Raw genomic sequence first — 23,882 nt, 5'->3', positions numbered from 1 at the left:
CTCACCGAGGCGTCATGGACAGACGTTCGCGACGCTGGAAGACCGACCCGAATCGCGCATCGATCCGAATCCATGCGCCCGACAGGCGAATTCGTACTGGTTCAGCTGGATCGATGAGCTCGATCGGTGACGTCTCGGTCACCTCGCGGCCCTCGGCGTCCCGGACGAAGCCCATTGCGGTCAGCGCGAACAGCGAGCGCATCGAGACCGCGGCGCGACCCTCGGTGCCCGACCCGGAGATCTCGAGGACGTCCTGGTCCAGCAGACCGGTGGCCGGCCCGTGGGCGCTGCCTTCGTTGCGGGCCAGATGCGCACCACCGCGCGACAACTCGACGACGGTTCGGGCGGGGACATCGTCGAGTTGGGCGAACCCGCCGGCCGCCGGCAACGACCCACGCCACGCGCTCTCCATCCCGAAACCGGGGTCTATATGCTCGCCGGGCGCGGCAGTGGTCAGCGAGTCACGCAGAGCCGCTGCGTCGCAGACGAGGTCGTCGGGTCGTTGCCGACCGAACACCGATCTGCCCGCGAGTACGTCGAAACCCGTGGTGACCCAGAGACCGATCAGCCCGTCTGGCCGGGCGGCGATCCGGACCACGGCGGCGTCGTCGAGCCGCAGCGCGCGCCCCAGAAACGCAATGGCGTCGGCCCGGTCGTCGGCGCCGGTGAGCGTGATGTGACGCTCGGGGTCCGTCATCGGTTCGCCTGCTGATCACGTCGGAACGACGCCAAGTAGTCCTTCTCCGGTGCGGTCAGGCGACGCAGTCGTTGTGCATCGACGTCGAAGGCGACCAATTGGGTGGTGGCGGTGACCGCGGGCTTGGCGCCGGGCGGATCGGTAGCGCGGCGGACTTCGTAGCCGACGGTGAAGTCGACGGCCCGCAGTTGCTCGACGAACATCGTGACCACGATCGGCCCCTCGTCGTGGCGCACCTGCTCGCGGTAGCGAACATGCAGATCGGACACGACACATCCGTGGCGAAGGGCCGCGGTCGGCCGCTCGTCGTAAAACAACCACGGGATGCGCGCCTCCTCGATCAGCGTCACCATCCGTGCGTGGTTGATGTGTGCGAAGACATCCATGTCCGACCAGCGGACGGGCACCCGCACCACGTAGCCGGCCTCGGTTGTGGTTCCTTCGTCTTCGTATCGCACTCGACTCCTCCCTGACGGTGATCCGACCGCGTTCCGACGACCTCGACAGTCCCTGGTCGGTTGCGTCCCAACCCTACGCACCCGGCATCCTCGCCCCCGACAGCGCTCGTGCGAGGGCCCAGCGAGAGCGTTCAGACCGGGGCGATCTCCACGGGCAGCCCGTTCAGGGTCACCGTCCCCGACAACGGGTCCATCCGACTGCCGTCGTTGAGTTGGTTCACGTTGGCCCCGGGTGCGGCGGCGGCCACCGACAAACGGGTACCGGCGAGGTCGTGGCCCCAGCCGTGCGGCAGGGACACGACTCCCGGCAGGATGTCGGTGCTCAGTTCCACGGGCACCGCCACTTCGCCGCCAGGGCCGCGGACGACGGCGATGTCGTCGAGGCCGAGCCGGTTCGCGTCGTCGGGATGTACGTGCAGGGTGCAGCGGTTGCTGCCGCCGGACAGCGCGGTCAGGTTGTGCATCCAGCTGTTGTTGGATCGCAGATTGCGGCGGCCGATCAGCACCAGTCCCTGCGGCGCGCGGTCGAGCGCGGTGCGCAGCCGTTCGACATCGGCGACGAGGTCGTCGGCGGCGAGCTCGACGGTCCCCGATTCGGTGCGCAACACCCCGGGTAGTCGCGGGCGCATCGGGCCCAGGTCGATCCCGTGCGGCGCGGCCTGCACGTCGGCGAGGGTGATGCCATCGTCGCGGGCACCGAACGCGTCCCCGTAGGCACCCAGCCGCAACATCATGTCCAAGCGGCGTTCGTGGCCGGGAGCGTCCGGCAGCATGGCGACCAACTCGGCGACGTCTCGGCCCGCGACCGGTGAGTGCGGATCGATCACCTCTTTGCCGAGGGTGGCCGCGATGACCTGCTCGTCGACCATCGCCGGATCGGCGTCGGTCGATGCGCCGCTGAACCCGAGGATCAGCCGGCACAGGATCTCCGATTCCCCTGGCCGGCCGTCGTCGGTAGGCAAGACCGGCGGTGAGTACCGCGCGGTCGCATGCACCGCGAGGTTGTTCAGAAGGAAGTCGAAGTGCGGGCTGCGTGAGGGCGGTGGCGGCGGGAGGATCACGTCGGCGTGCCGAGTGGTCTCGTTGAGGTAGGGGTCGACACACACAACCAGGTCGGCGGCCTCGAGTGCTCGCGACAGCCGATCACCGTCCGGCGCAGACAACACCGGGTTGCCGCCGATGGTGATCAGTGCTCGGATGCGACCGTCCCCCGGTGAGTCGAGTTCTTCGGCCAACGCCGCCGCGGGCAGTTCGCCGGCGACCTCGGGATGGCCCGACACCCGGCTGCGCCAACGCCCCGTCCGGAACGGGCGTCCCGGTCTGGGCGGGCGGGGGGCCGGGGCGGAAGGCGGGGTCGGGAACATCACGCCTCCCGGCCGGTCGAGGTTGCCGGTGAGAATGTTGACGGCGTCGATGAGCCAACTGGTGATGGTGCCGAACTCGACGGTGGTGGTGCCCATCCGCCCGTAGACGGCCGCCGAGGGTGCCGCGGCGACCCCGCGCGCAAGATCGCGGATCTCGGTCGCCGACACGCCGCAGTGGTCGGCGACCCGTTCCGGAGCGAAGTCACGCGCCTGCTCACCGAGCGTCTCCACACCGCTGACGTACTGGGCGATCCCGCCGAGGTCGGCGGCGACGAGGTCCTCGTCGAACAGTGTGTGCACCACCGCGAACAAGAGCGCGGCGTCGGTGCCCGGCCGCGGCGCGATGTGGGTGTCGGCGAGTTTCGCCGTGCGGGTCCGCGCCGGGTCGATCACCGTCAGGTGCCCACCGCGTTTACGCAGGGCGGTCAGTTTCCCGGGGAAATCGGCGGCGGTGGTGACACTTCCGTTTGAGACCACGGGATTTGCGCCGATGATGACGAGGTGATCGGTGCGGTCGAGATCGGGCACACAGAACGCAAACGGATTGCCGAACAGATATCCCAGCGCGATCTGTTTGGGCATCTGATCGAGCGTGCTGGCACTGAAGATGTTGGTGGTGCCCAACGTGCGCGCCAACATCGGCGCGTGCAACGCGCCGGCAACGGTGTGCGCGGTGGGGTTGCCCAGATACACACCCACCGCCGTCGCACCGTGGGCAGCGCGGATCGTGCCGACCCGGTCCACGACGGCCTGCAGGGCCTGCGCCCAGTCCGTCTCGACGAGTGCGCCGTCGCGGCGGATGAGTGGCCGGCTGAGACGGTCGGCGTCGTTGTCGAGTTCCGGCAGACTGGCGCCCTTCGGGCAGATGTAGCCGTGGCTGAACACATCGTCGGCGTCACCTCGCGCCGAGCGCAGTCGGCCGTCGTCGTCGACGGTCACCGTGAGGCCACAGGTTGCCTCACACAACGGACAGATTCTCAGCGCGGTCCGACCCATGCCTCACGATAAACCGCCCGGCGGGTCGCGTGGCCTCGCCTGCGCGAAATGCACTCCTCAAACGCGCTCAGCGGATCACGCTGCGCAGCTGACGAGCGGCGACCGACAACGTCGCGAGGTCGGGATCGGCGAGCTCATTGATGTCGGTCAGCATCGTACGCATCCGGGACAACCGCGACGACTGCGACGACTCCCACTCGGCGATCATCTCGCCGGCCGACTCGTCGGGCTCGCCGATCTCCAGGATCTTCAAGGTGATGGCACGCAATGCACCATGCATATCGTCACGAAGCGCCAAGCGCGCCAACGCATGCCAGCGATCGCCATATTCGAGATCGGAGACCGAGGTCAACAATTCCTCGATGCCGAAGTGTTCCATCACGCCGAAGTAGACCTCACCGACCTCCACCGGGTCACGGTCGGCGATCTCGGCGGCGTCGATGATGTCGAGCAGACAGAAGCGGTGCAGACCGATGGCGACGTCGTGGGCGAGATTCTGCGCCACCCCGGACGCCTGATAGCGCTGCACCCGTCGGTCGACGTCGAGTGCCGAGCTCGACCCCATCCAACTGTCCAGCAACGCCGACAATTCGGTGACCCGGTCTCGGTAGCGGGTGATCTCGGCGGCCATCGCCAGCGGCTGCGGCCGGAAGGCGAGCAACCAGCGCGACGCCCGGAACAGCAGGCGCCGCGCGTAGAGCGTCATCTCGTCGATCATGGTGACCGGCGCGGCGGCGTGCAGCACCCGATCGAACAGCTCGTCGAGTCCGAACACCGCACTGGCCACGACGTAGGCACGCACCCCTTCCTCGGTGGACGCGCCGGCACCCTCCCGAAGGCGGAACAGGTGAGTGGTGCCCGCCTTGTCCACGACGTCGTTGACCAGCGTCGTCGTCACGATCTCGCGCCGCAGGCGATGGGAGCGGATGCCACCGCTGAATCCGGTACGCAACGGCACTGGGAAGTATCGGGCCAGCCGCTGGTCGAACACGTCGTTGTCGGGCAGGTCGGTGTCGAGCAGATCCGCCTTGGTGGCCAGCTTGACATGCGCCATCAGCGTGGCGAGCTCGGGCGAGGTCAACCCGCGCCGGGTCTCACCGGCGAACCGTTTACGCAGCTCCCCCGGTTCGGGTAGCGCCTCCAGGTGCAGATCGACGTCGTGCGTGTCGGCGAGGTCGGCCAGTTGGCGGACGTGGACGTCCACGCGTTCCTGCGCGAAGGTGCGGCAGAAGCCGAGTTCGGAATTCTGCGAGATGTTGTCGGCGAGAACCAGATCGGCGACCTCGCCGGTCATCGAGTCGAGCAGCTCGTTGCGGTGTCCGGCGTCGAGGTCGCCCGACGACACCGCGGTGTCGAGCAGGATCTTGATGTTCACCTCGTGGTCGGAGCAGTCGACACCGGCGGAGTTGTCCATCGCGTCGGTGTTCACCCGGCCGCCGCACAGATCGAACTCGATACGGCCGCGCTCGGTGGCCCCGAGGTTGCCGCCCTCCCCGATCACCTTGACCCGCAGCTCGTCGCCGTTCACCCGGATGGAATCGTTGGCCTTGTCCCCGACCTCGGCGTCGGACTCCGTCGACGCCTTGATGTAGGTGCCGATCCCGCCGTTCCACAACAGGTCGACCGGTGCGAGCAGCACCGCGCGGATGAGTTCGGGCGGCGACAATTCGGTGATGTCGCCGTCGAGTCCCAGCGCCTCGCGCATCTCGCCGCTGACCGGAATGGATTTCTGGTGCCGCGACCATACTCCGCCTCCCGGACTGATGAGTTCAGGGTCGTAGTCGTCCCATGAGGAGCGCGGTAGGTCGAACAGTCGTGCCCGCTCCCCGAACGACACGGCCGCGTCGGGCGTGGGGTCGACGAACACATGCCGGTGGTCGAACGCGGCGACGAGCCGGATGTGTTCGGACAGCAACATCCCGTTGCCGAAGACATCACCGCTCATGTCGCCCACACCGACGACGGTGAATTCCTGCGACTGGGTGTCCACACCCATCTCCCGGAAATGGCGTTTCACCGACTCCCACGCTCCGCGGGCGGTGATCCCCATCTCCTTGTGGTCGTAGCCGGCCGATCCGCCCGATGCGAAGCCGTCGCCGAGCCAGAACCGGTAGTCGGCGGCCACATCATTGGCGATGTCGGAGAACGACGCGGTCCCCTTGTCGGCGGCCACCACCAGGTACGGATCGTCGCCGTCACGGCGCACCACCGATCGGGCGGGCAGAACCGTCCCGCTCTGTCGGTCGATGTTGTCGGTGACGTCGAGCAACCCGGCGATGAACGCGCGATAGCACGCGATGCCCTCGGCGCGGAACGCATCCCGGTCGGCCGTGGGGTCGTCGGTCGCCGCCGGAGGACGTTTCACCACGAAACCGCCCTTGGCGCCGACCGGCACGATCACGGCGTTCTTCACCGCCTGCGCCTTGACCAGACCGAGGATCTCGGTGCGGAAGTCCTCGCGGCGATCCGACCAACGCAGCCCGCCACGCGCCACCATGCCGAATCGTAGGTGCACACCTTCCACGCGCGGTGAGTAGACGAAGATTTCGTGCATGGGCCGTGGTTGCGGGGCCTGGGGAATGTCACGTGGCCGCAGTTTGAACGACATCACCGGCTGATGTCCGCCGTCGTCACCGGAGACGTAGAAGTTGGTACGTGAGGTCGCCGTCACCACGGCCGCGAACGCCGACAGAATCCGGTCGGCGTCGAGGCTGATCACGGATCCGACCTCACGACGCAACGTGGCGAGGGCATCCTCGCGGCGATCGTCGTTGGCCGAATCCGGGTCGAAGGATGCGGCGAACAGCTCGACGAGCCCGCGTACGACCGCCGGGTGGTCACCGAGAACCGCGGCGACATGCGTGGTGGTGTAGGAGAACCCGCACTGCCGGAGATAGCGGCCGTATGCCCGCAGCATCGCCGCCGAGCGCCAGTCCAGACCGCATCGGATGACCAACTCGTTGATCGCGTCGACCTCGGCGTTGCGGCGCCAGAGCTGCTCGAAGGCGTCGGTGAACCGACTCTGCAGGTCCGCCAGCGAACCCATGTCGATGGTCATGCCCTCGGTGAGGCGCACCCCGAACTCGTACGCCCAGCACGAGGATCCGTCGCCGCGGATCAGGTGATACGGATGCTCGTCGAGGACGTCGAGGCCCAGGCTGTGCAGGACCGGGAGGACATCGGTGAGGGTGGCGGTCTCATCGCACAGGTACAGCGTGAAGGTCCACCGTTCGGTCCGCAGATCCCGACCGTCGGCCGCCCCGCCCGCCAACGTCAACTCTGCCGGGTCGACGTCGACGTCGGCGTCGAGGTCGTCGAGGACCCGCCCCAAGGTCACGGTGACATCACCCGGCGCCAACTGCGTCACGTGAACGAGGTCGGCCAGGGCCTCGCGCGGATTCCGCTGTTCCTTGTAGTCGTCGGTGAGCGACGGCAACATGCGCAACACCGCATCGACACCGCCGATCGGCCACGACGCCTCATTCGACTCTGCGGCGATGCGCCCGAGTTCGCGTACCCGTTCGTCCCAGCTGCGGATGATGTCGGCCAGGCGTGCCTGCATGCGCAGGTGCTGCTCGCTGCCGGTGTCCACCGAACCGATCGATCGGACGATGTCGGCGTCCACGCGCACGAGTACCTGCAGCAGGGCCAGCGGCATCTCGCTGACCCGGGCGGTGTACTCGATGGCGGTGCCGCCGAGCGCCCGCAGCAGTTCTGCCTGCAAGGTCAGTCGGGTCTGGGTGTTGTAGCGGTCGCGGGGCAGATACACCAGCGCCGACGCCATTCCGCCGCCCGGGTCCGTACGGACGAACAGCCGAAGCGAACGGGTGGCACCGGCGTCGAGCATCTCGTGGATGCGTCGGCTGAGTTCGGCGTCCGTGGACGCGAACATCTCCACGATCGGGTAGTTCTGCAGCAGTTCGAGCATCGCCTGGCCGGCATAGGAATCATCGTCGACCTGAGCGCGGCTGAGCACACCCTGCACCTTGGCCCGCAGCACGGGGACGTCGAGAACCGTCTGATGCAGACCCGAGGACGTGAACGTGCCGACGAAACGATGTTCGCCGACCTGCGCACCGTCGTCGCCAAATGCCGGGATCTGCAACAGGGTGGGGAAATCGGACCGTTGGATGCCGGTCTCGAGGTACACCCGGGAGACGACCGGGAGCAGCGGCGGACGCGTGGCCACCGGGAAGTCGGCGGCGACGGTGTCGGTACGCCAGATACCGAGCCGTGGGCCCACGTCGGTTCCGTCCGTGTGTACCTGCGCATAGCCGAGCGGCAAGAAGTGATTTCCGGCGAACCATTCCAACAGGCGGGCGTACTCCTGACGGTCCCCGGCGAGCAGGCCACCCTGACCGGCGATGGGCGCAGTCGCGCACTCGGCGGCCAACCGGGTGAGGGTGGCCCGCATCGTGGCCGCGTCACGGTCCACATCGGCGACGCGGCCGATCACCTCGACGAGATCGGCGCGGAGGGCCTCGGCATCGAAATCCGGCTGACGCGACAACGCCACGACGAAGATCCACGACTCCACCGCGGTGGGATTGTCGGCGACGAAGTCCGAGAGCACTCCGTCCGATGACCGCACCACCGGGATCACCGGATGATCGATCCGACTGACCACCAGATCGTGCGCCTCGACCGTGGCCAGCACGGCCTCCACCGACAACGGCATGTCGTCGTTGACGACGACGATCTCGATTCCGCCGGATTCGGTGCCGGCGACCTCGACCAGTCGTTCCCGGTCGCCTCGCCGTTCGGCGATCTCGAGGTGCCGCCGCACGCGCGCCACATCGTCATCGTCAAAGGTGTCCGGGTCGGGCAACTGCGCGTCGTCGAGCACCGACGACGAACTGAAGTAGCGTGCAATCGCTTGCGGTAGAAGCGATGTCATATTCGTCACCGGCGCTCACCCCGTCGCTGCAGAGGCAGGAACCCCGGAATCTCCGGGGGTGTCCCTCTCCTGCGATCGTAGTGATCCCGACGCCGTCTGGGTCCGCGTTGGACCGCCGCGTGTCCGCCGGGACGGACACGCGGCCACAGCGGTCAGTCGCGGGTCAGGCGACGGTGGGTAACCCGGTGCGGGCGGGCGGCGTCTGCACCGAGACGTTCGATCTTGTTGGCCTCGTAGGCCTCGAAGTTGCCCTCGAACCAGAACCACTGGCCTTCCTCGACGTTGCCCTCCCACGCCAGGATGTGGGTACAGGTGCGGTCCAGGAACCAGCGGTCGTGGCTGATGACCACGGCACATCCGGGGAACTGTTCGAGTGCGTTCTCCAGCGAGCCGAGGGTTTCCACGTCGAGGTCGTTGGTCGGCTCGTCGAGCAGGATCAGGTTGCCGCCCTCTTTGAGGGTCAGTGCCAGGTTCAGCCGGTTGCGCTCACCACCGGAGAGCACCTCCGAACGCTTCTGCTGGTCGGGTCCCTTGAAGCCGAACGCACTCACGTACGCGCGTGAGGGCATCTCGTTCTGGCCGACCTCGATGAAGTCGTTGCCGTCGGAGACCACCTCCCACACCGTCTTCTTGGGATCGATGTTGGCGCGACCCTGGTCGACGTAACTGAGCTTGACCGTCTCGCCGACCTTGACGTTGCCGGAATCGGGCTCCTCGAGTCCGACGATGGTCTTGAACAGCGTGGTCTTACCGACGCCGTTCGGACCGATCACGCCGACGATGCCGTTGCGCGGCAGGGTGAACGACAGGTCTTTGATCAGTACCCGACCGTCGAAACCCTTGTCGAGGTGGGAGACCTCCACCACCACGTCGCCCAGACGCGGCGGGGTGGGGATCTGGATCTCCTCGAAATCGAGCTTGCGGGTCTTCTCCGCCTCGGCGGCCATCTCCTCGTAGCGGGCCAGACGCGCCTTGTTCTTGGTCTGGCGGGCCTTCGCACCCGACCGCACCCAAGCCAACTCCTCCTTCAGTCGGCGCTGCAGCTTCTGATCCTTCTTGCCCTGCACCTCGAGGCGCTCGGCCTTCTTCTCCAGGTAGGTGGAGTAGTTGCCCTCATACGGGTGCAACTTGCCGCGGTCGACCTCACAGATCCAGCCGGCGACATGGTCGAGGAAGTACCGGTCGTGGGTGACGGCGAGAACGGCACCGGGGTAGGACGCGAGGAACTGCTCGAGCCACAGCACGCTCTCGGCGTCGAGATGGTTGGTCGGCTCATCGAGAAGCAGCAGGTCAGGCTTCTGCAGCAACAACTTGCACAGCGCCACGCGGCGTCGCTCGCCGCCGGACAGATGGGTCACCGGCGAGTCGCCGGGCGGGCAGCGCAGGGCGTCCATCGCCTGTTCGAGCTGCGAATCGAGGTCCCACGCGTCGGCGTTGTCGAGATCCTCCTGCAGCTTGCCCATCTCCTCCATCAGCTCGTCGGAGTAGTCGGTGGCCAGCGCTTCGGCGATCTCGTTGAAGCGGTCGAGCTTGACCTTGATCTCGCCCATCCCCTCCTCGACGTTCTCCTTGACCGTCTTCTCCTCGTTGAGGGGCGGCTCCTGCAGCAGGATGCCGACGGTGGCCTCGGGGTCGAGGAACGCCTCCCCGTTGGACGGCTGATCGAGTCCGGCCATGATCTTGAGGATCGACGACTTACCCGCACCGTTGGGGCCGACGACGCCGATCTTGGCGCCCGGGTAGAAGGACATGGTGACGTCGTCGAGGATGACCTTGTCGCCGTGCGCCTTGCGCACCTTCTTCATGGTGTAGATGAACTCAGCCACTTACAGCGTCTCCTTCAGACCTAGATATCGGTCCCGCAACCGGTCACGGTGAGCACTCTCCGGGGTCGATCCGGCCGTGTCGGCGGGATGGCACAACTTGTCCCCAGCCTAGTGGGCCGACGACGCCCGGTCGCGGACACCCCGCGACGCAGGGGGCGCGGGGTGTCCGCGGTGTCACAGGTCAGGCCGCTCTGCGGGTCTCCGCGTCGGGTGCCGCACCGTCGGCGGCCGTCGCGACCTGCCGTGGTGCGGTGTCGTCGGTGGACGGCTCCTGCCCCGGAGCGCCATGAAAACTCACCACACACCTGCTCAGGTCCAACCCGACGGCGGTGGCGGTCATCTCCAGGTCGGCGCGCCGCTCGCCGTCCGCGGTGACGTACTCGTTGGTCTTGATCTGACCGTGCGCGATCACCGGGCGCCCCTTGGCCACCGCCTGCGACACACCGGTCAGCAGTCGCCGCCAGCAGCTCACCGTGAGATACAGCGTCGGCCCGTCGATCCACTCCTGGGTGCGTTTGTCGATCCGGCGCGAGTTGCAGGCGACACGAAACGAGATCACCGCCTCCCCTGTCGTGGTCTGGCGATGACGTGGATCGGACACCACGGTCCCGATGACGGTCGTGTAGGTCTCGTACATGCTCTCGACTCCTCCGTTCGGTGCTTGCCACGTCGTCGCGTGACTGCAGTCAGCATCTCTCCAGAGGTGGCCCCGCAACGGGACCGCGACAACATCTGTGGACAACTCCTCGGGTGTCCCGAACAGGTCACTTGCGCTTGTTGAGTTCCGAGAGCATCTCGTTGTAGCTGTTGAGGTCGGCGTCATGGTCACGCACCGCCCGACGGTCGTAACGACGCGCCTGCCGCTCATCCTGGCGCCGCCATTGCACCAGCAACGCCAGCATGATTACCACCAGCGGGATCTCACCGGTGGCCCAGGCGATCCCCCCGCCGACGCGCTGGTCGTCGAACAGCTCGTAGTCCCAGGGCAGATTGAGCCCGCGGTAGTAGCTCTCGGCGATCACGGCGCTGGTCATCATCAGCGCCACGCCGAAGAAGGCGTGGAACGGCAACGAACCCATCACGATGCCGAGTTTGGCCACCGGCGTCACCTGCCGTGGCGCGGGGTCGATACCGATGACGAGCCAGTAGAACAGGTAGCCGCTGACCACGAAGTGCACGTTCATGAGCAGATGCGCCGCGTGGTAGGGAACGATCGTCTCGAACAGGCCGCTGAGGTACAGCAGGTAGAAGCTGCCGACAAAGATGACCGCGGCGATCGCCGGGTGGGTCAGGAACCGCGACGGCGCACTGTGGATGGCCGACTGTATCCATTCCCGCAAGCCCGGCGGATTACCTCGGCCGGCGGGCGGCAGAGCACGTAGCGCCAGGGTCACCGGACCACCGAGCACCAACAGCACCGGGATCATCATCGACATCGACATGTGCGCGATCATGTGCACGCTGAACATCGCAGGCGAGTACCGACCGAGGCCCGACGAGGTGGTGAACAGCAGCAGCGCGCAGCCCAGTATCCAGGCGACGGTGCGGCCCACCGGCCAGTGGTCACCGCGTCGTCGCAAACGCACCACGCCCCGCAGGTACACCACCGCCAGGACGATCGCCAGGGCGCCGAACAGCAGGTCGAATCGCCAGTCGAACGCGATGCGCGCAAGCGTCGGCGGCCCGTCGATGCGGTAACCGATCTGGTTCTCCACCGCGCTGATGTCGGCGACCTCCCCGGCCGGGGGCGGAGTGCGCGACAACCCCACCGCCAGTCCGAAAGTGATCGCGAAGACCAGGACCTCGACGAGCCCGAACCGGACGAACAGGGATCGCTCGGCGGGCTCGTCGGCCAGTCGGGCGATCGTCGCCCGCCGGTGCCACGCGCCGAGTGCCCCCAGGACCACCAACGCGGACACCTTGGCCAGCACCAGCGCGCCGTAGACGTCGGTGAACAGATCCGCGAGTGACATCCGCACCAGTGCATTGATCACGCCGCTGACTCCGACGACGAGGATCGCCCAGAAAGCGACGCGAGAGAACCGCGCGACCGCCAGCACACGCCACCGGCCACCGGCGAAGGCGTAGAGCAGCACGGCGAAGAGTCCGCCCATCCACACCGCCGCGCCGACGATGTGCAGGATCAGGCTGTTGGTGGCGAGGTCGTGATTGCCGCCGGTCGAGGAATGGCCTGCCAGCGCGATCGGCATCAGGCTCATCACTGCGATGCCGAGTACCGCGACGGTCCAGCCCCACCGCAGCACGACGCGGGCGGTCGCGGCGGCGACCAGGGCGAAGACAGCCGTCCACAGCCAGGTACGCGCGTCGGCAACCTGCGAGTACGCGGTGATGAGGTTGGCCGGCCGCATCGTCTCCGAAAGGGGCTGCCCGCTCACGTTGGAGATGGAGAGCGGGATCATCAGCACCGCACAGATGGCCCACGCCAGCGACGCGGACGCGGCGATCCGGATCGCCCGGTACCCGCCGACGTCGAGCACCCCATCGGCCTGGGGTGGCACGAAGAACGCGGCGAACAGCGCGGACCCGACCGCGACCGCGGCCGCTACCTCCCCGACCGCGGTGACCGCGGCAACGCCGTAGGTGGTGATCCACCCAGGATCGGGGACCCCGGCCAGTTCGACCGCCGATGCCGCCGACAGCGCCGTCGCCACGATCGCCACGAGACCGGCCATCCATCCCGACGCCCAGGCGAGTCCCGCGACGATGCCGCGCTGCTCACGCATCGAGTCCCGGCCGGACGTGGCCGGAACTGTCGGCGTTGCGCTGGTCATGGGACAACTGTAGGACGGGCTATACTCGCCCACGCTGCCGCCTCAGGGCGGCATCAGCCTCCGTAGCTCAGGTGGATAGAGCAAGGGCCTTCTAATCCCTAGGTCGCAGGTTCGAATCCTGCCGGGGGCACTGTGCACACCCTGGCCGACCTCCGGTCGGTGTGCGCATCCCGGCCGACCTCCGGCGTGTGGACATCCCCGCCTTCGGGACCAAGGTCCCGTTGTCCCGCGGAAACCGCGCGGGGTCACCGCCCGACTCGTAACATCCCTCACATGGACTACATGTGGGTGATGCCGGCCGTGGCGTTCGTCTCGTGCGTGATCATCGGGATCGGGTTCGTGATGGGGATACCGGGCAGCAAAGACTGAGCGACCGTGCTCGATGGAGCACGCCCGCGTCAGGTGGTGACCGTCCCCCGCCACCGGCCGATCAGCGCCATCGAGTGGTAGATGGCCAGCGCGGCGCCGGCCCCCAGGGCGATGCCGCCGAAGTTCAGGTCACCGACCTCCCAGGTGAAGTCGGCGATGCCGATCACCAATGGGATGGCCGCGGTGAACTGATTGACCGGCCGTCCGAAGTCCACCCGGTTGGTGACCCAGATGTGCACGCCCAGAATGCCGACCAGGCCATAGAGCGCGGTCGTCACGCCACCGAGCACACCCGGCGGGACCGCGGCGATCACCGCGCCGACCTTGGGCGATAGTCCCAGCAGGATCGCGGCCGCGCCCGCCACCCAGTAGGCGGCGGTCGAATACACCTTGGTGGCCGCCATGACCCCGATGTTCTCGGCGTAGGTGGTGGTCGCCGACCCGCCGCCGCTACCGGCCAGCACGGTGGCCAGGCCGTCGGCGGCCAACGCCCGCCCGATCCTGCGGTCATAGTTGATGCCGGTCATCGTCGACACCGACTTCACGTGGCCGATGTTCTCCACCAGCAGCACCAGCACCACCGGCAGGAACATCGGGATCACCGACAGGTGGAAACTCGGCGCCTGGAACTCCGGCAGGCCGACCCACGCCGCGTCACTGATCCCGGTGGTGTCGACCTTGTCGAAAATCAGCGAGATCACATAGCCGAAGATGACGCTCAGAAAGATGGCCAGTCGGCCCAGCATGCCCCGGAACACCACCACCGACGCGACCAGTAACACCAGGACCACGGTGGCGATGACCGGATCCTGCTCGTAGTTGGCCTTCGCGGTGGGTGCGAGGTTCAGCCCGATGAGGGCGACGATCGTGCCGGTCACCACCGGCGGCATCAACACCTCGACCCAGCCGATGCCCGCGAAATGCGCGATCGCGCCGATCACCAGCAGTAGCGCGCCCACCACCACGATGCCGCCGAGCGCGGCCGATTGCCCCGTGGACGCAGTCGCGGCGAGTACCGGCGCGATGATCGCGAAACTCGACCCCAGGTAGCTCGGCAGGCGGTTGCGCGTGATGAGCAGGAACAGCAGCGTGCCGATCCCGGAGAACAACAGCGTCGTCGACGGTGGGAAGCCGGTGAGTACCGGCACCAGGAACGTCGCGCCGAACATCGCGACCACGTGCTGCAGGCCGATCCCCACGGTCTTCGACCAGCCAAGCCGTTCGTCCGGGGCGATCACCCCACCACCCTCAACCCGCTGCCAGAACAGGAAACCCCTCGGTCGCGTGTGCGGTGTCGCCATGGGACTCAGTGTGGCGCATGGCGGGTCGGCCTGCGGCCCAACGCGCAAGGTGACCGGCATCACGCGCAGTAAATATGCATCCTGTATTCCAATTATGGTCTACTCGATTCATGCAACTGACCCGGTTCACCGACATCGGCCTCCGGGTGGTGATGCGCCTCGCCGTCGCCGGTGAAAACGATTCGGACCCAACAGTCCTCACCACAAAGACCTTGGCCGCAGAACTCGCGGTGCCGTACACCCACGTGGCGAAGGTGGTGGGCCGACTGTCCGAGATGGGAGTCGTACACGCACGTCGGGGACGCAGCGGCGGCCTGGCGATCACCGACCTCGGGCGCGAGGCACGGGTGGGCTGGCTGGCGCAGAGCCTCGAGGGCACTGATGAGGTGGTCGATTGCGAAGCGCCCCAACCCTGCCCGCTGCGTCGGGCATGTCGGCTGCGGGGTGCGCTGGCCCGGGCGCGCACGGCGTTCTTCACCAGCCTCGACGAACAAACCGTGGCCGACCTCGTCGGCGAACCGACCGCCGCCGTACTGCTGTCGCTGACACCACGAGTCCCCGACGACACGACCAGCACTACGCACCCCAGAGCTGACAAGAGCACTACCCCCTGACGATCGAGATCTGAGCACCATCGCCACCGAGGAACAGGAGTCCCCATGTTGTCCGACACCCAACGGCGCACCCTCGCCGCTAGTCTGCCGTCGGTGCAATCCGCGCTCGGCGAGATCACCACCCGGTTCTACCAAGGACTGTTCACGGCACATCCGGAGTTGCGCGACAACCTGTTCAACCGAACGCATCAGCAGACCGGTGAACAATCCCAGGCGCTGGCCGGAGCGGTGGCCGCCTTCGCCGGACTGCAACTCGAGCCCGACATCCGGCGCCAACGTCTCATCCTCGACCGGATCGCGCACAAGCATGCGTCACTGGGCGTGACGCGCGACCAGTACGCCGTCGTACACGAGCATCTGTTCGCAGCGATCGTGGCGGTGTTGGGCGACTCGGTGACCGCCGAGGTCGCCGACGCGTGGGATCAGTTGTATTGGGACATGGCCGATCTGCTCATCGCGACCGAGAACGACCTGTACGACCACGCCGGCGTGGCGCCCGGTCAGGTGTGGCGCGAGGTCCGCGTCGTCGAACGTACCCAGGAGTCACCGGACACGATCGCGCTGAAGCTGATCGGCGCCGACGATCGACCACTGCCGGGATTCACTCCCGGACAGTACATCTCGGTACAGGTGCGTCTTCCCGACGGTGCGCAACAGATCCGCCAGTACAGCCTGACCGGGGCGCCGACCGCACCCGGATGGCGGATCAGCGTGAAACTGGCCGGCGAGGTCTCGGAATATCTGCACACTGAGGTGTTCGAGGGTGATTCGCTCCGGGTGAGCGCCCCGTTCGGAGATCTCGTCCTGCCCGACGACGACGCGCCGATGGTCCTCGCCTCCGCTGGAATCGGCTGCACCCCCGTCATCGGCCTGCTCGAAGCGATGGCCAACGCGCGGGACCCGCGATCGGTGACGGTTCTGCATGCGGATCGCTCACGCGACCGCCAACCTCACCGTGGCCGGCTCGCCGCCCTGGTCGACGCGCTGCCCGATGCCCGACTGGTCCAGTGGTACGAGAACGCGTCGCCCCACGTCATCTCCGCATCGGTACGACGCGGCCAGATGTCTCTACATGACCTGCAGCTGGATCGATCAGCACACGTGATGCTTTGCGGCCCAGGCGGATTTCTGTCAACGATGCGCGCGGAGTTCCTCTCCCGTGGAATCGACGAAGACCGCGTGCACTACGAGGCCTTCGGCCCCGAACTACTGCGATCGAAGTCCTGATGACCGCCACGGACGCCCTCGTCGGCGCGTGCACATTCCTCTGGTTGGGCATGGTGCTGGCAATCTCGTTCCTGGAGGCACCACTCAAGTTCCGTGCACCCGGGGTCACCCTGCCGATCGGGCTGGGGATCGGCCGTCTGGTGTTCCGCGCGCTCAACGCCGTGGAGTTGCTGTGGGCCGTCGCCATCGTCGTCGCCGTGGTCGCCGGTGATCCCCCGGCTGCGGCGGTACCTGTCGCAGCCGGTGTCGCAGTCGGGGCGCTCGCCGTCCAACTCGTTGGCGTGCGCCCACGATTGACCCGGCGCTCGGATGCCGTCCTGGCCGGCCGCACCGGACCCCGGAGCCACGCACACCTCGTCTATGTAGCCCTTGAGGTGATCAAGGTGGTGGCGCTCATCTGGCTCGGTGTGGCGGCGCTGACCTGAGTCCCAGAGGTCGCCACGTGGCGCTGACAGCGTTCTCCCAGTTCCGCGGAAGCTGGCCCGAAGGATGGCCGCCTAGGTTCTTCTCGGGTCGGCGTTGCCGCCGGCCGCAACTCACGGGAGGGCCGCATCCAGATGACCGCGCGCGACGCATTCCACCGCTTCTCGTTCGCGCTTGCCTCCGAGGGTTCTCGCTTCGCCCTGGCCGCCACGCTCCTGCTGATCGCCACTGGGTGTGAGATCGTCGGCATCTTCGTGCTGTCCGACGTGATCGACGGTGCACTCACCGCGACCAGTCTGACGCAGTTCGGCGCGCTGGCCGTCCTCTGGTTACTGGTGACTGCCGTGGCCACCGCGGCCGACTATTACGGCCAGGTGGCTGCGATCGGGATCTCCGAGCGCGTGGTGTTACGCCTGCGCGACAACCTGTTCGCCCACATCCAACGCCTCAATCCCGTCGTTCACCGCCGGTTCGGTGTCGGGGACCTCGTCACGCGGCACACCGGGGATCTGGAGGCCGTCGAGTATCTGGTGGGTTCCGGACTGATGCAGTTCGTCATCGCCGCGGTGAATACCGCCGGCCTGGTCGTCGCCGCATTCATCATGAGTTGGCAGGTCGCGTTGGTGGCGCTGGCCGCGGTGCCCGTCCTGTGGGCACTGTCGGCGCTCTACTCGCGTCGCCAGACGCTGGTCACCCGCGACGAACGCATCGCCAATGCCGACATCGCGCTGGCCGTCTCGACCGCGATCACCGGCCACGAGACGGCCGTCGCCTACAACCAACAGGACCGCGAGCATGCCCGTCTGCACCGTCACGGTGTCACCTGGCTCGGCACCCGCTTGACCCAGACCCGGATCGAAGCCGGATTCGGTGCGGTGATGGGCTTCGGACAGGTGGTGGTGACGCTGGCCATCGCCGTCGCCGGGGTGTGGCAGGTCCGCCAAGGTGCGCTCAGCGTGGGAGCGCTACTGGCCTTGACCGGCTACCTCGGCATGCTCTATCCCAAGATGCAGGAACTCGCCGAGGTCCGGCTCGCGCTCGCGTCGGCGACGGTGAGCGCCGAACGCATCTGCGAACTGCTCGATCTGGAACCGACCGACGCAGACCAGCCCGACGCGGTCGCCCATCGGGGAGCCGATCACCGGATCTCCATGCGCGCGGTGACTCTGCGGCGTGCGGGTGTGACGGTCCTCGATCGGGTGTCGCTGGATCTGAACCCCGGAGCCATCACCGCGCTGGTCGGGGCCAGTGGCGCCGGGAAATCCACCCTCGCGTCGCTGCTCTGCCGGTTCGAGCGACCCGATGAGGGCACCATCACCCTGGGAGACCGGTCGCTGTCGGAGCTCACCGGCCGCTCGATTCGCGAACACATCACCCTGCTCCCCCAGCAACCCGTCATCAAGACCGGCACGGTCGCCGACAACATCGCCTACGGATGCCCGGACGCCGACCGCGCATCGATCATCGCCGCCGCGATCGCGGCCGACGCCGACTCGTTCATCAGCGCCTTGCCCGCCGGGTACGACTCCCCACTCGCCGAGGACGGATTGACCCTCTCCGGCGGACAACGTCAACGCATCGCGATGGCGCGCGCCTTCCTGCGCAACACACCGATCCTCATCCTCGACGAACCGACATCCGGCCTCGATGATGCAACGACCCAACGCATCCTCGAGCCGCTGCAGCGGTTGGCTGCCGGTCGGTCCACCCTCCTCATCACCCACGACGGCCGCGTCACCGAGATCGCCGACGAGGTGCTGGAACTGCACGAAGGCAGAATTCGGCCACATATGAACTTTGTTGCATAGTGCGCAGGTGCAGTGCTAGATTCACATCGTGGCGCTCGAGCATGCGATCCTGGTGTCGCTGGCCGAACGGCCCGGAACGGGCTACGAGATCGGCCAGCAGTTCGACCGATCCATCGGCTACTTCTGGTCGGCTACCCATCAGCAGATCTACCGCACCCTGAAGAAGCTGCACGCTGACGGCCTGGTGAGTTTCGAATCGATTCCCCAGGACGGTCGACCCGACAAGAAGGTCTACACCGTCTCCGACGCGGGCCGGAAAGTGCTGGCGGAGTGGGCGATGAGTCCGACGCCGCTGCAGCCGCTGCGCAACGACCTCGGAGTCAAGTTGCGCGCCGCCGAATTCGGCGATCTGGCCACCATCATCGGCGAGCTCAAGGCGCATCGCGACGAACATCTCGCCCAACTGACCCTTTTCAACGGCTTCGAGGCGGCGTACTACCCCGCTCCCGACACCCTGACCGGCCGCAAACTCCATCAGTACCTGGTGCTGCGCGGCGGAATTCGATCCGAGCAGGGCTTCGTCGACTGGTGCGACGAGGTCATCGACGCCCTCGAACGCGAACTGTCCACCTGACCCACGATCACCTCCCCGCAACGACCCCGACACGAGAGGCAACGCCATGTCAGCCCACACGGCCGAGCGAAATCAACAGTTCCCCAACCTGTTCGAACCATTGCAGATCGGCGGGATGACCATCCCGAACCGCCTCATCATGGGTTCGATGCACACCGGTCTCGAGGATCGGGTGTGGGACATCGACAAACTCGCCGCGTATTTCGCCGAGCGCGCCAAGGGCGGTGCTGGGCTCATCATCACCGGCGGATTCGCCACCAGCCGTACCGGTGTGCTGTCCATCGCGGGCGGCAAGATGACCAACGTCCTGGAGGTCAAGCGACATCAGCGGGTCACCAAGGCCGTGCACGACGAGGGCGGCAAGATCGCAATGCAGCTCATCCACGCCGGTCGCTACGGCTACAACCCGTTCAAGGTCGCCGCCGGCTCCGAGCCGTCACCGATCCATCCGTTCAAACACCTCAAGATGAACGAGCCGATCATCCGGCACGTCATCCGCAGCTTCGGACGGTCGGCGAAGCTGGCCCGGCAGGCCGGCTACGACGCGGTCGAGATCATGGGCGGCGAAGGTTACCTGATCAATCAGTTCCTCTGCCCGCACACCAACGATCGAACCGACAAGTGGGGTGGCTCAACGGAGAACCGGCAGCGGTTCCTCGTCGAGGTCATCAAGGAGATGCGCCGCCAGGTGCCGCGTGATTTCCCGATCATCCTGCGCCAGTCCATCGCCGACCTCATCCGCAACGGCCAGACGTGGGACGAAATCGCGCTCATGGCCCGTAAGGCCGAGGAGCACGGGGTGGATGCCATCAACACCGACATCGGCTGGCACGAGGCGCAAGTGCCCACCATCGTCACCTCGGTGCCCCGCGGCGCATTCGTGAAATTCACCGAGCGTCTGCGCGACCAGGTGTCCATCCCGCTGATCGCCGCCAACCGCATCAACACCGCCGAACTCGCCGAGGAGATCCTCGAACGTGGGCGCGTCGACGCCGTACAGATGGCCCGACCGTTCCTCGCCGATCCCGAGATCGCCAACAAGGCCCGTGAGGGTCTGGCCGACGAGATCAACACCTGCATCGGCTGCAACCAGGCCTGCCTCGACCACGCCTTCGTCGGCAAGCACGTCTCCTGCCTAGTCAATCCGCAGGCGGGCCGCGAGACGACGCTGCTACTCGGACCGACGCGCCGCGCCAAGCGGGTCGCGGTCATCGGCGCCGGACCGGCCGGGTTGTCGGCCGCGGTCGCATCGGCCAAACGCGGCCACAAGGTGGACCTCTACGAGGGTGGCGCCAGCATCGGTGGGCAGTTCTCCATCGCCTCCCGCATCCCCGGCAAGGAAGAGTTCAGTGAGACGATTCGCTACTACACCCGTCAGCTGGAGATCAACGGTGTGAACGTGGTGCTGAACAAGCGCGCCACCGCCGACGAGATCATCGAGGGCGGATACGACGACGTCATCGTGGCAACCGGTGTCACCCCGCGCATTCCGAGCATCCCGGGGGTGGACCACCCGATGGTGATGTCCTACGCCGACGCCGTCCTCGGACGTCGCGAGATCGGCAAGCGTGTCGCGGTGATCGGTGCCGGCGGAATTGGCTTCGACGTCAGCGAATTCCTCGTCACCGACGAATCCCCATCGTTGAATCTCAAGGAATGGGAGCAGGAATGGGGCGTCACCGAGGACGGCGACAAGCCCGGCTTCGTCACCAAACCCCGTCCGCTGCCGGCGATCCGTCAGGTCTACCTGGTGCAGCGCAAGCCTGGTAAGCAGGGCAAGACCCTCGGCAAAACCAGCGGCTGGGTGCACCGCGCGACGGTGAAGATGAAGGGCGTGGAACAGATCTCGGGCGCCACCTACGACAAGATCGACGACCAGGGGCTGCACCTGAGCTTCCACGACGACGAGGGCAAGGTCACCGAGACCCGCATCCTCGAAGTCGACAACGTGGTCGTGTGTGCCGGTCAGGAATCGGTGCGCGAACTCGTGGACCCGTTGACCGTCGCCGGGGTGACCACGCACGTCATCGGTGGCGCCGACCTGGCCGCCGAGCTCGACGCCAAGCGGGCCATCCGGCAGGGCACCGAGGTGGCCGCCGGCATCGCCTGACCAAGGCGGAGGGGGTCTCGATGTCGGCGAGCGCAGCGGGTGTATCCCCGCCGATCCAGTAACCGCGCGAGCGCAGCGGGTGTATCCCCGCCGATCGAGTAACCGCGCGAGCGCAGCGGGTGTATCCCCGCCGATCGAGTAACCGCGCGAGCGCAGCGAGCCGGTGTATCGAGATCCCCCCGACCGCCCGACTAGGATCTTCAGACATGGGTGTCCCGTCGCCGACCGAGTCCGCCCGCGCCGTTGTCACCGGCGCCTCATCCGGCATCGGGATGGCACTGGCGCGGGCACTGGCCTCGCGCGGACATTCGCTCGTCTTGGTCGCTCGTCGCGGTGACATCCTCGAGGGCCTCGCCGCCGAGCTCCGTGGCAGCCACGACATCGCGGTCGAGGTGCGCCCGGTCGACCTCTCGGATTCACCTGCGGTCGAGGTGCTCTGTGCCGAACTCGCCGGACGCGAGATCTCCATCCTGTGCAACAACGCCGGGATCGCCACCTTCGGACCGGTCAGCGACCTCGACCCAGAGTACGAACGCGCGCAGGTCCGTCTGAACGTGAACGCCGTCCACGATCTGACCTTGGCCGTACTCCCGCACATGGTGCACCGTGGCTCCGGCGGAATCCTCATGGTGGGCTCGGCCGCGGGGAACATGCCGATCCCCAACAACGCCACGTATGCGGCCACGAAGGCGTTCGTGAACACCTTCAGCGAGTCGCTGCGCGGCGAGGTGTCCGCTCAAGGCGTCCACGTCACCCTGCTCGCGCCGGGGCCGGTGCGCACAGCGACGCCGGCACCCGAAAACCAGTCCATCGTGGACAAGATGGTCCCCGACTTCCTGTGGCACTCCAGCGACAAGGTCGCCGAGATGAGCCTGGATGCGCTGGAACACAACAAGATGCGGGTGGTTCCGGGCACCCTGTCGAAAGCGATGTCGGTCGCCGGTGGATACAGCCCACGCGCAGTGGTCGCGCCGATCGTCGGCACGTTCTATCGGAAACTCGGCGACGACGGCTGAGTCATCCACGGTCTGTTGTGGGGTTTGGCCTGCGTCGACGAAAGTTGTCGGTGGGTGCGGTTAGTTTGGTGTCATGAATTCGAGCGCGCCGGCGTTGGCCCAGATGGCCGATGATGAGCAGCACTGCGCTACCGAGTTGGTCGAGGTGCTTCATCATTGCAATGCGGTGCGCGCGGCCGCCGATTATCGGATGTTGCAGGCGGTCAGCCTGATTCATGAGGAACGTGAACAGGACCATCTGGTGCGGTTGGCTGCGGCGTTGGGTGAGCAGTCGACGTCGCTGGCCACTCTGGAACGTCTCGCCAGGCGTGCGGCGGCCGGGGAGGATCCACGCGCCCAGTACGGACCGACCGGGTTGGAGATGGCGATCGCCGAGGTCGGTGCGGCGTTGACGGTGCCACCGGCGCGGGCGCGGGAGTTGATCGAGGCCGGCAGCGTGTTACGTCATCAGTTGCCGTTCACCGGCGCCACCCTTGTCGCCGGCCGTATCGACCTACCGCGGTTTCTGGTGGTGGTACGCCACACCGTGCTGGTCGATCCCGCAAAGTTCACTGTGCTCGATACCGAGATCGCCGCGGCCATCGAGTCGCGCGAGCCGATGTCGATAACCCGGTTCACCACGATGATCGACAAGATCATCACGAAGATCGATCCGACCGCGGTGCGCCGTCGGCGTAAGCAGGTCGACACCGACCGCAACATCAGTGTGCGCCCCGACCGCCACACCCCGGGCCAGTCCCGGATCGGGGGTGTGTTGCCCGCCGAGCAGGCCGCGGCCATCGACGCCCGACTCCAAGCGATGGCCGCGGCGGTGCATCCCGACGACCCACGCACCGCCGCCCAACGCCGCGCCGATGCGTTGGTCGCCCTGGCCGATGGCGCTGACCGCCTGGACTGCCGGTGTGAGGTCTGCACCACCGACGCCAACGCCGATGACAGCGCCGCCGGCGAGGGGCTCGGTGCGTCCGACGAGACACCCGACAGTGACGCGATCGCAGTCGAGGACGAGGCGACGGCACCCGACCCCGCGGCGGCCGGTGAACCCGAGGTCCGCGACGGGCAGGGCGACACTTCGGGCGCACCGGTCGACGCTGACGCCGCCACGACGGATTGTGCGCCGCGTCCGACGTTTCACATCGTGGTCAATCTGAGCACCCTGCTGGGTCACGATGATGATCCGGCCTTCCTCGACGGCCACGGAGTCATCGATGCCGACACCGCCCGCGCATTGTTGGCCGAGGCCAAACGCTGCTACGTCACACCCGACACCACCAACCTCGCACAGGTCGACCGTTACGCGCCGTCGAAGAAACTTGCCGACCTCATCCGGGCCGGCGAGCTGTGTTGCAGCTTTCCCGGCTGCAACAACCGCGCCTATCACGCCGATGTCGACCATTCGGTCCCACACGC

Annotated in this window: 16 protein-coding genes and 1 tRNA gene; 9 read left to right on the top strand and 8 right to left on the bottom strand. The window is 67.0% G+C overall.

Annotated elements, in window-relative coordinates; genetic code table 11:
* Window position 1: 1 nt before the first annotated feature.
* From ACIGKQ_RS04190 to ACIGKQ_RS04160, 7 genes are all read right to left on the bottom strand, one after another.
* Window positions 2-697 (bottom strand): hypothetical protein, encoded by a 696-nt coding sequence (locus ACIGKQ_RS04190; protein WP_396572463.1) that lies wholly within the window; start codon window positions 695-697, stop codon window positions 2-4.
* On the bottom strand, window positions 694-1,155 hold the full coding sequence (locus tag ACIGKQ_RS04185; RefSeq protein WP_235722339.1) for a thioesterase family protein: 462 nt from the start codon (window positions 1,153-1,155) through the stop codon (window positions 694-696). Before ACIGKQ_RS04185 ends, ACIGKQ_RS04190 begins: the two co-directional genes overlap by 4 nt.
* Before the next feature lie 131 nt (window positions 1,156-1,286).
* The gene (locus ACIGKQ_RS04180; RefSeq protein WP_396572461.1) at window positions 1,287-3,515 is read right to left on the bottom strand and encodes a molybdopterin-dependent oxidoreductase; all 2,229 of its coding nucleotides are present in this window, start codon (window positions 3,513-3,515) and stop codon (window positions 1,287-1,289) included.
* 67 nt (window positions 3,516-3,582) lie between these two features.
* Window positions 3,583-8,412 carry an NAD-glutamate dehydrogenase gene (locus tag ACIGKQ_RS04175; protein ID WP_235722341.1) on the bottom strand — a complete coding sequence of 1,610 codons (4,830 nt, stop codon included), beginning with the start codon at window positions 8,410-8,412 and terminating at the stop codon, window positions 3,583-3,585.
* A 152-nt stretch (window positions 8,413-8,564) separates the two neighbouring features.
* Window positions 8,565-10,238: an energy-dependent translational throttle protein EttA gene (gene ettA / locus ACIGKQ_RS04170; protein ID WP_235722342.1), complete on the bottom strand. Its 1,674-nt coding sequence runs from the start codon at window positions 10,236-10,238 to the stop codon at window positions 8,565-8,567.
* 181 nt (window positions 10,239-10,419) lie between these two features.
* A complete protein-coding gene (locus ACIGKQ_RS04165; RefSeq protein WP_235722343.1) occupies window positions 10,420-10,875 on the bottom strand; it encodes a single-stranded DNA-binding protein in 456 nt (151 codons plus the stop codon).
* Window positions 10,876-11,002: 127 nt separating this feature from the next.
* A complete protein-coding gene (locus ACIGKQ_RS04160; protein WP_396572458.1) occupies window positions 11,003-13,030 on the bottom strand; it encodes a cytochrome c oxidase assembly protein in 2,028 nt (675 codons plus the stop codon).
* Between the two features lie 56 nt (window positions 13,031-13,086).
* On the opposite strand from ACIGKQ_RS04160, the gene ACIGKQ_RS04155 reads away from it, so the two are divergent.
* Window positions 13,087-13,160: transfer RNA gene (locus ACIGKQ_RS04155), tRNA-Arg, on the top strand.
* 268 nt (window positions 13,161-13,428) lie between these two features.
* On the opposite strand, the gene ACIGKQ_RS04150 is transcribed toward ACIGKQ_RS04155, so the two are convergent.
* Window positions 13,429-14,700 carry a uracil-xanthine permease family protein gene (locus tag ACIGKQ_RS04150; RefSeq protein WP_235722345.1) on the bottom strand — a complete coding sequence of 424 codons (1,272 nt, stop codon included), beginning with the start codon at window positions 14,698-14,700 and terminating at the stop codon, window positions 13,429-13,431.
* A gap of 110 nt (window positions 14,701-14,810) precedes the next feature.
* Between ACIGKQ_RS04150 and ACIGKQ_RS04145 the strand changes: the two genes are divergently transcribed.
* The 8 genes from ACIGKQ_RS04145 to ACIGKQ_RS04110 form a co-directional block, all read left to right on the top strand.
* Entirely contained in the window at window positions 14,811-15,314 is a 504-nt protein-coding gene (locus ACIGKQ_RS04145) for an Rrf2 family transcriptional regulator (protein ID WP_235722346.1), read from the top strand.
* Window positions 15,315-15,359: 45 nt separating this feature from the next.
* Window positions 15,360-16,541 (top strand): globin domain-containing protein, encoded by a 1,182-nt coding sequence (locus ACIGKQ_RS04140; protein ID WP_235722347.1) that lies wholly within the window; start codon window positions 15,360-15,362, stop codon window positions 16,539-16,541.
* Entirely contained in the window at window positions 16,541-16,966 is a 426-nt protein-coding gene (locus ACIGKQ_RS04135; protein ID WP_235722348.1) for a hypothetical protein, read from the top strand. The genes ACIGKQ_RS04140 and ACIGKQ_RS04135 overlap by 1 nt, the downstream gene beginning before the upstream one ends.
* A 132-nt stretch (window positions 16,967-17,098) precedes the next feature.
* Window positions 17,099-18,772 (top strand): ABC transporter ATP-binding protein, encoded by a 1,674-nt coding sequence (locus ACIGKQ_RS04130; protein ID WP_235722349.1) that lies wholly within the window; start codon window positions 17,099-17,101, stop codon window positions 18,770-18,772.
* A 28-nt stretch (window positions 18,773-18,800) separates the two neighbouring features.
* Window positions 18,801-19,346: a PadR family transcriptional regulator gene (locus ACIGKQ_RS04125; RefSeq protein ID WP_235722350.1), complete on the top strand. Its 546-nt coding sequence runs from the start codon at window positions 18,801-18,803 to the stop codon at window positions 19,344-19,346.
* Between the two features lie 46 nt (window positions 19,347-19,392).
* Window positions 19,393-21,456, top strand: a complete 2,064-nt coding sequence (locus ACIGKQ_RS04120) for an NADPH-dependent 2,4-dienoyl-CoA reductase (RefSeq protein ID WP_235722351.1) — start codon at window positions 19,393-19,395, stop codon at window positions 21,454-21,456.
* 206 nt (window positions 21,457-21,662) lie between these two features.
* Window positions 21,663-22,472 (top strand): mycolate reductase, encoded by an 810-nt coding sequence (gene cmrA, locus ACIGKQ_RS04115; protein WP_235722352.1) that lies wholly within the window; start codon window positions 21,663-21,665, stop codon window positions 22,470-22,472.
* Between the two features lie 73 nt (window positions 22,473-22,545).
* The coding region (locus ACIGKQ_RS04110) for a DUF222 domain-containing protein (RefSeq protein ID WP_396572454.1) at window positions 22,546-23,882 on the top strand (1,337 nt) is incomplete at its 3' end.

The organism is Gordonia sp. NPDC062954 (genome assembly GCF_044543825.1).
In the GTDB taxonomy this organism is placed as follows: Bacteria; Actinomycetota; Actinomycetes; order Mycobacteriales; family Mycobacteriaceae; genus Gordonia; species Gordonia tangerina.
This window is presented reverse-complemented; position numbering and strand designations above follow the sequence as displayed.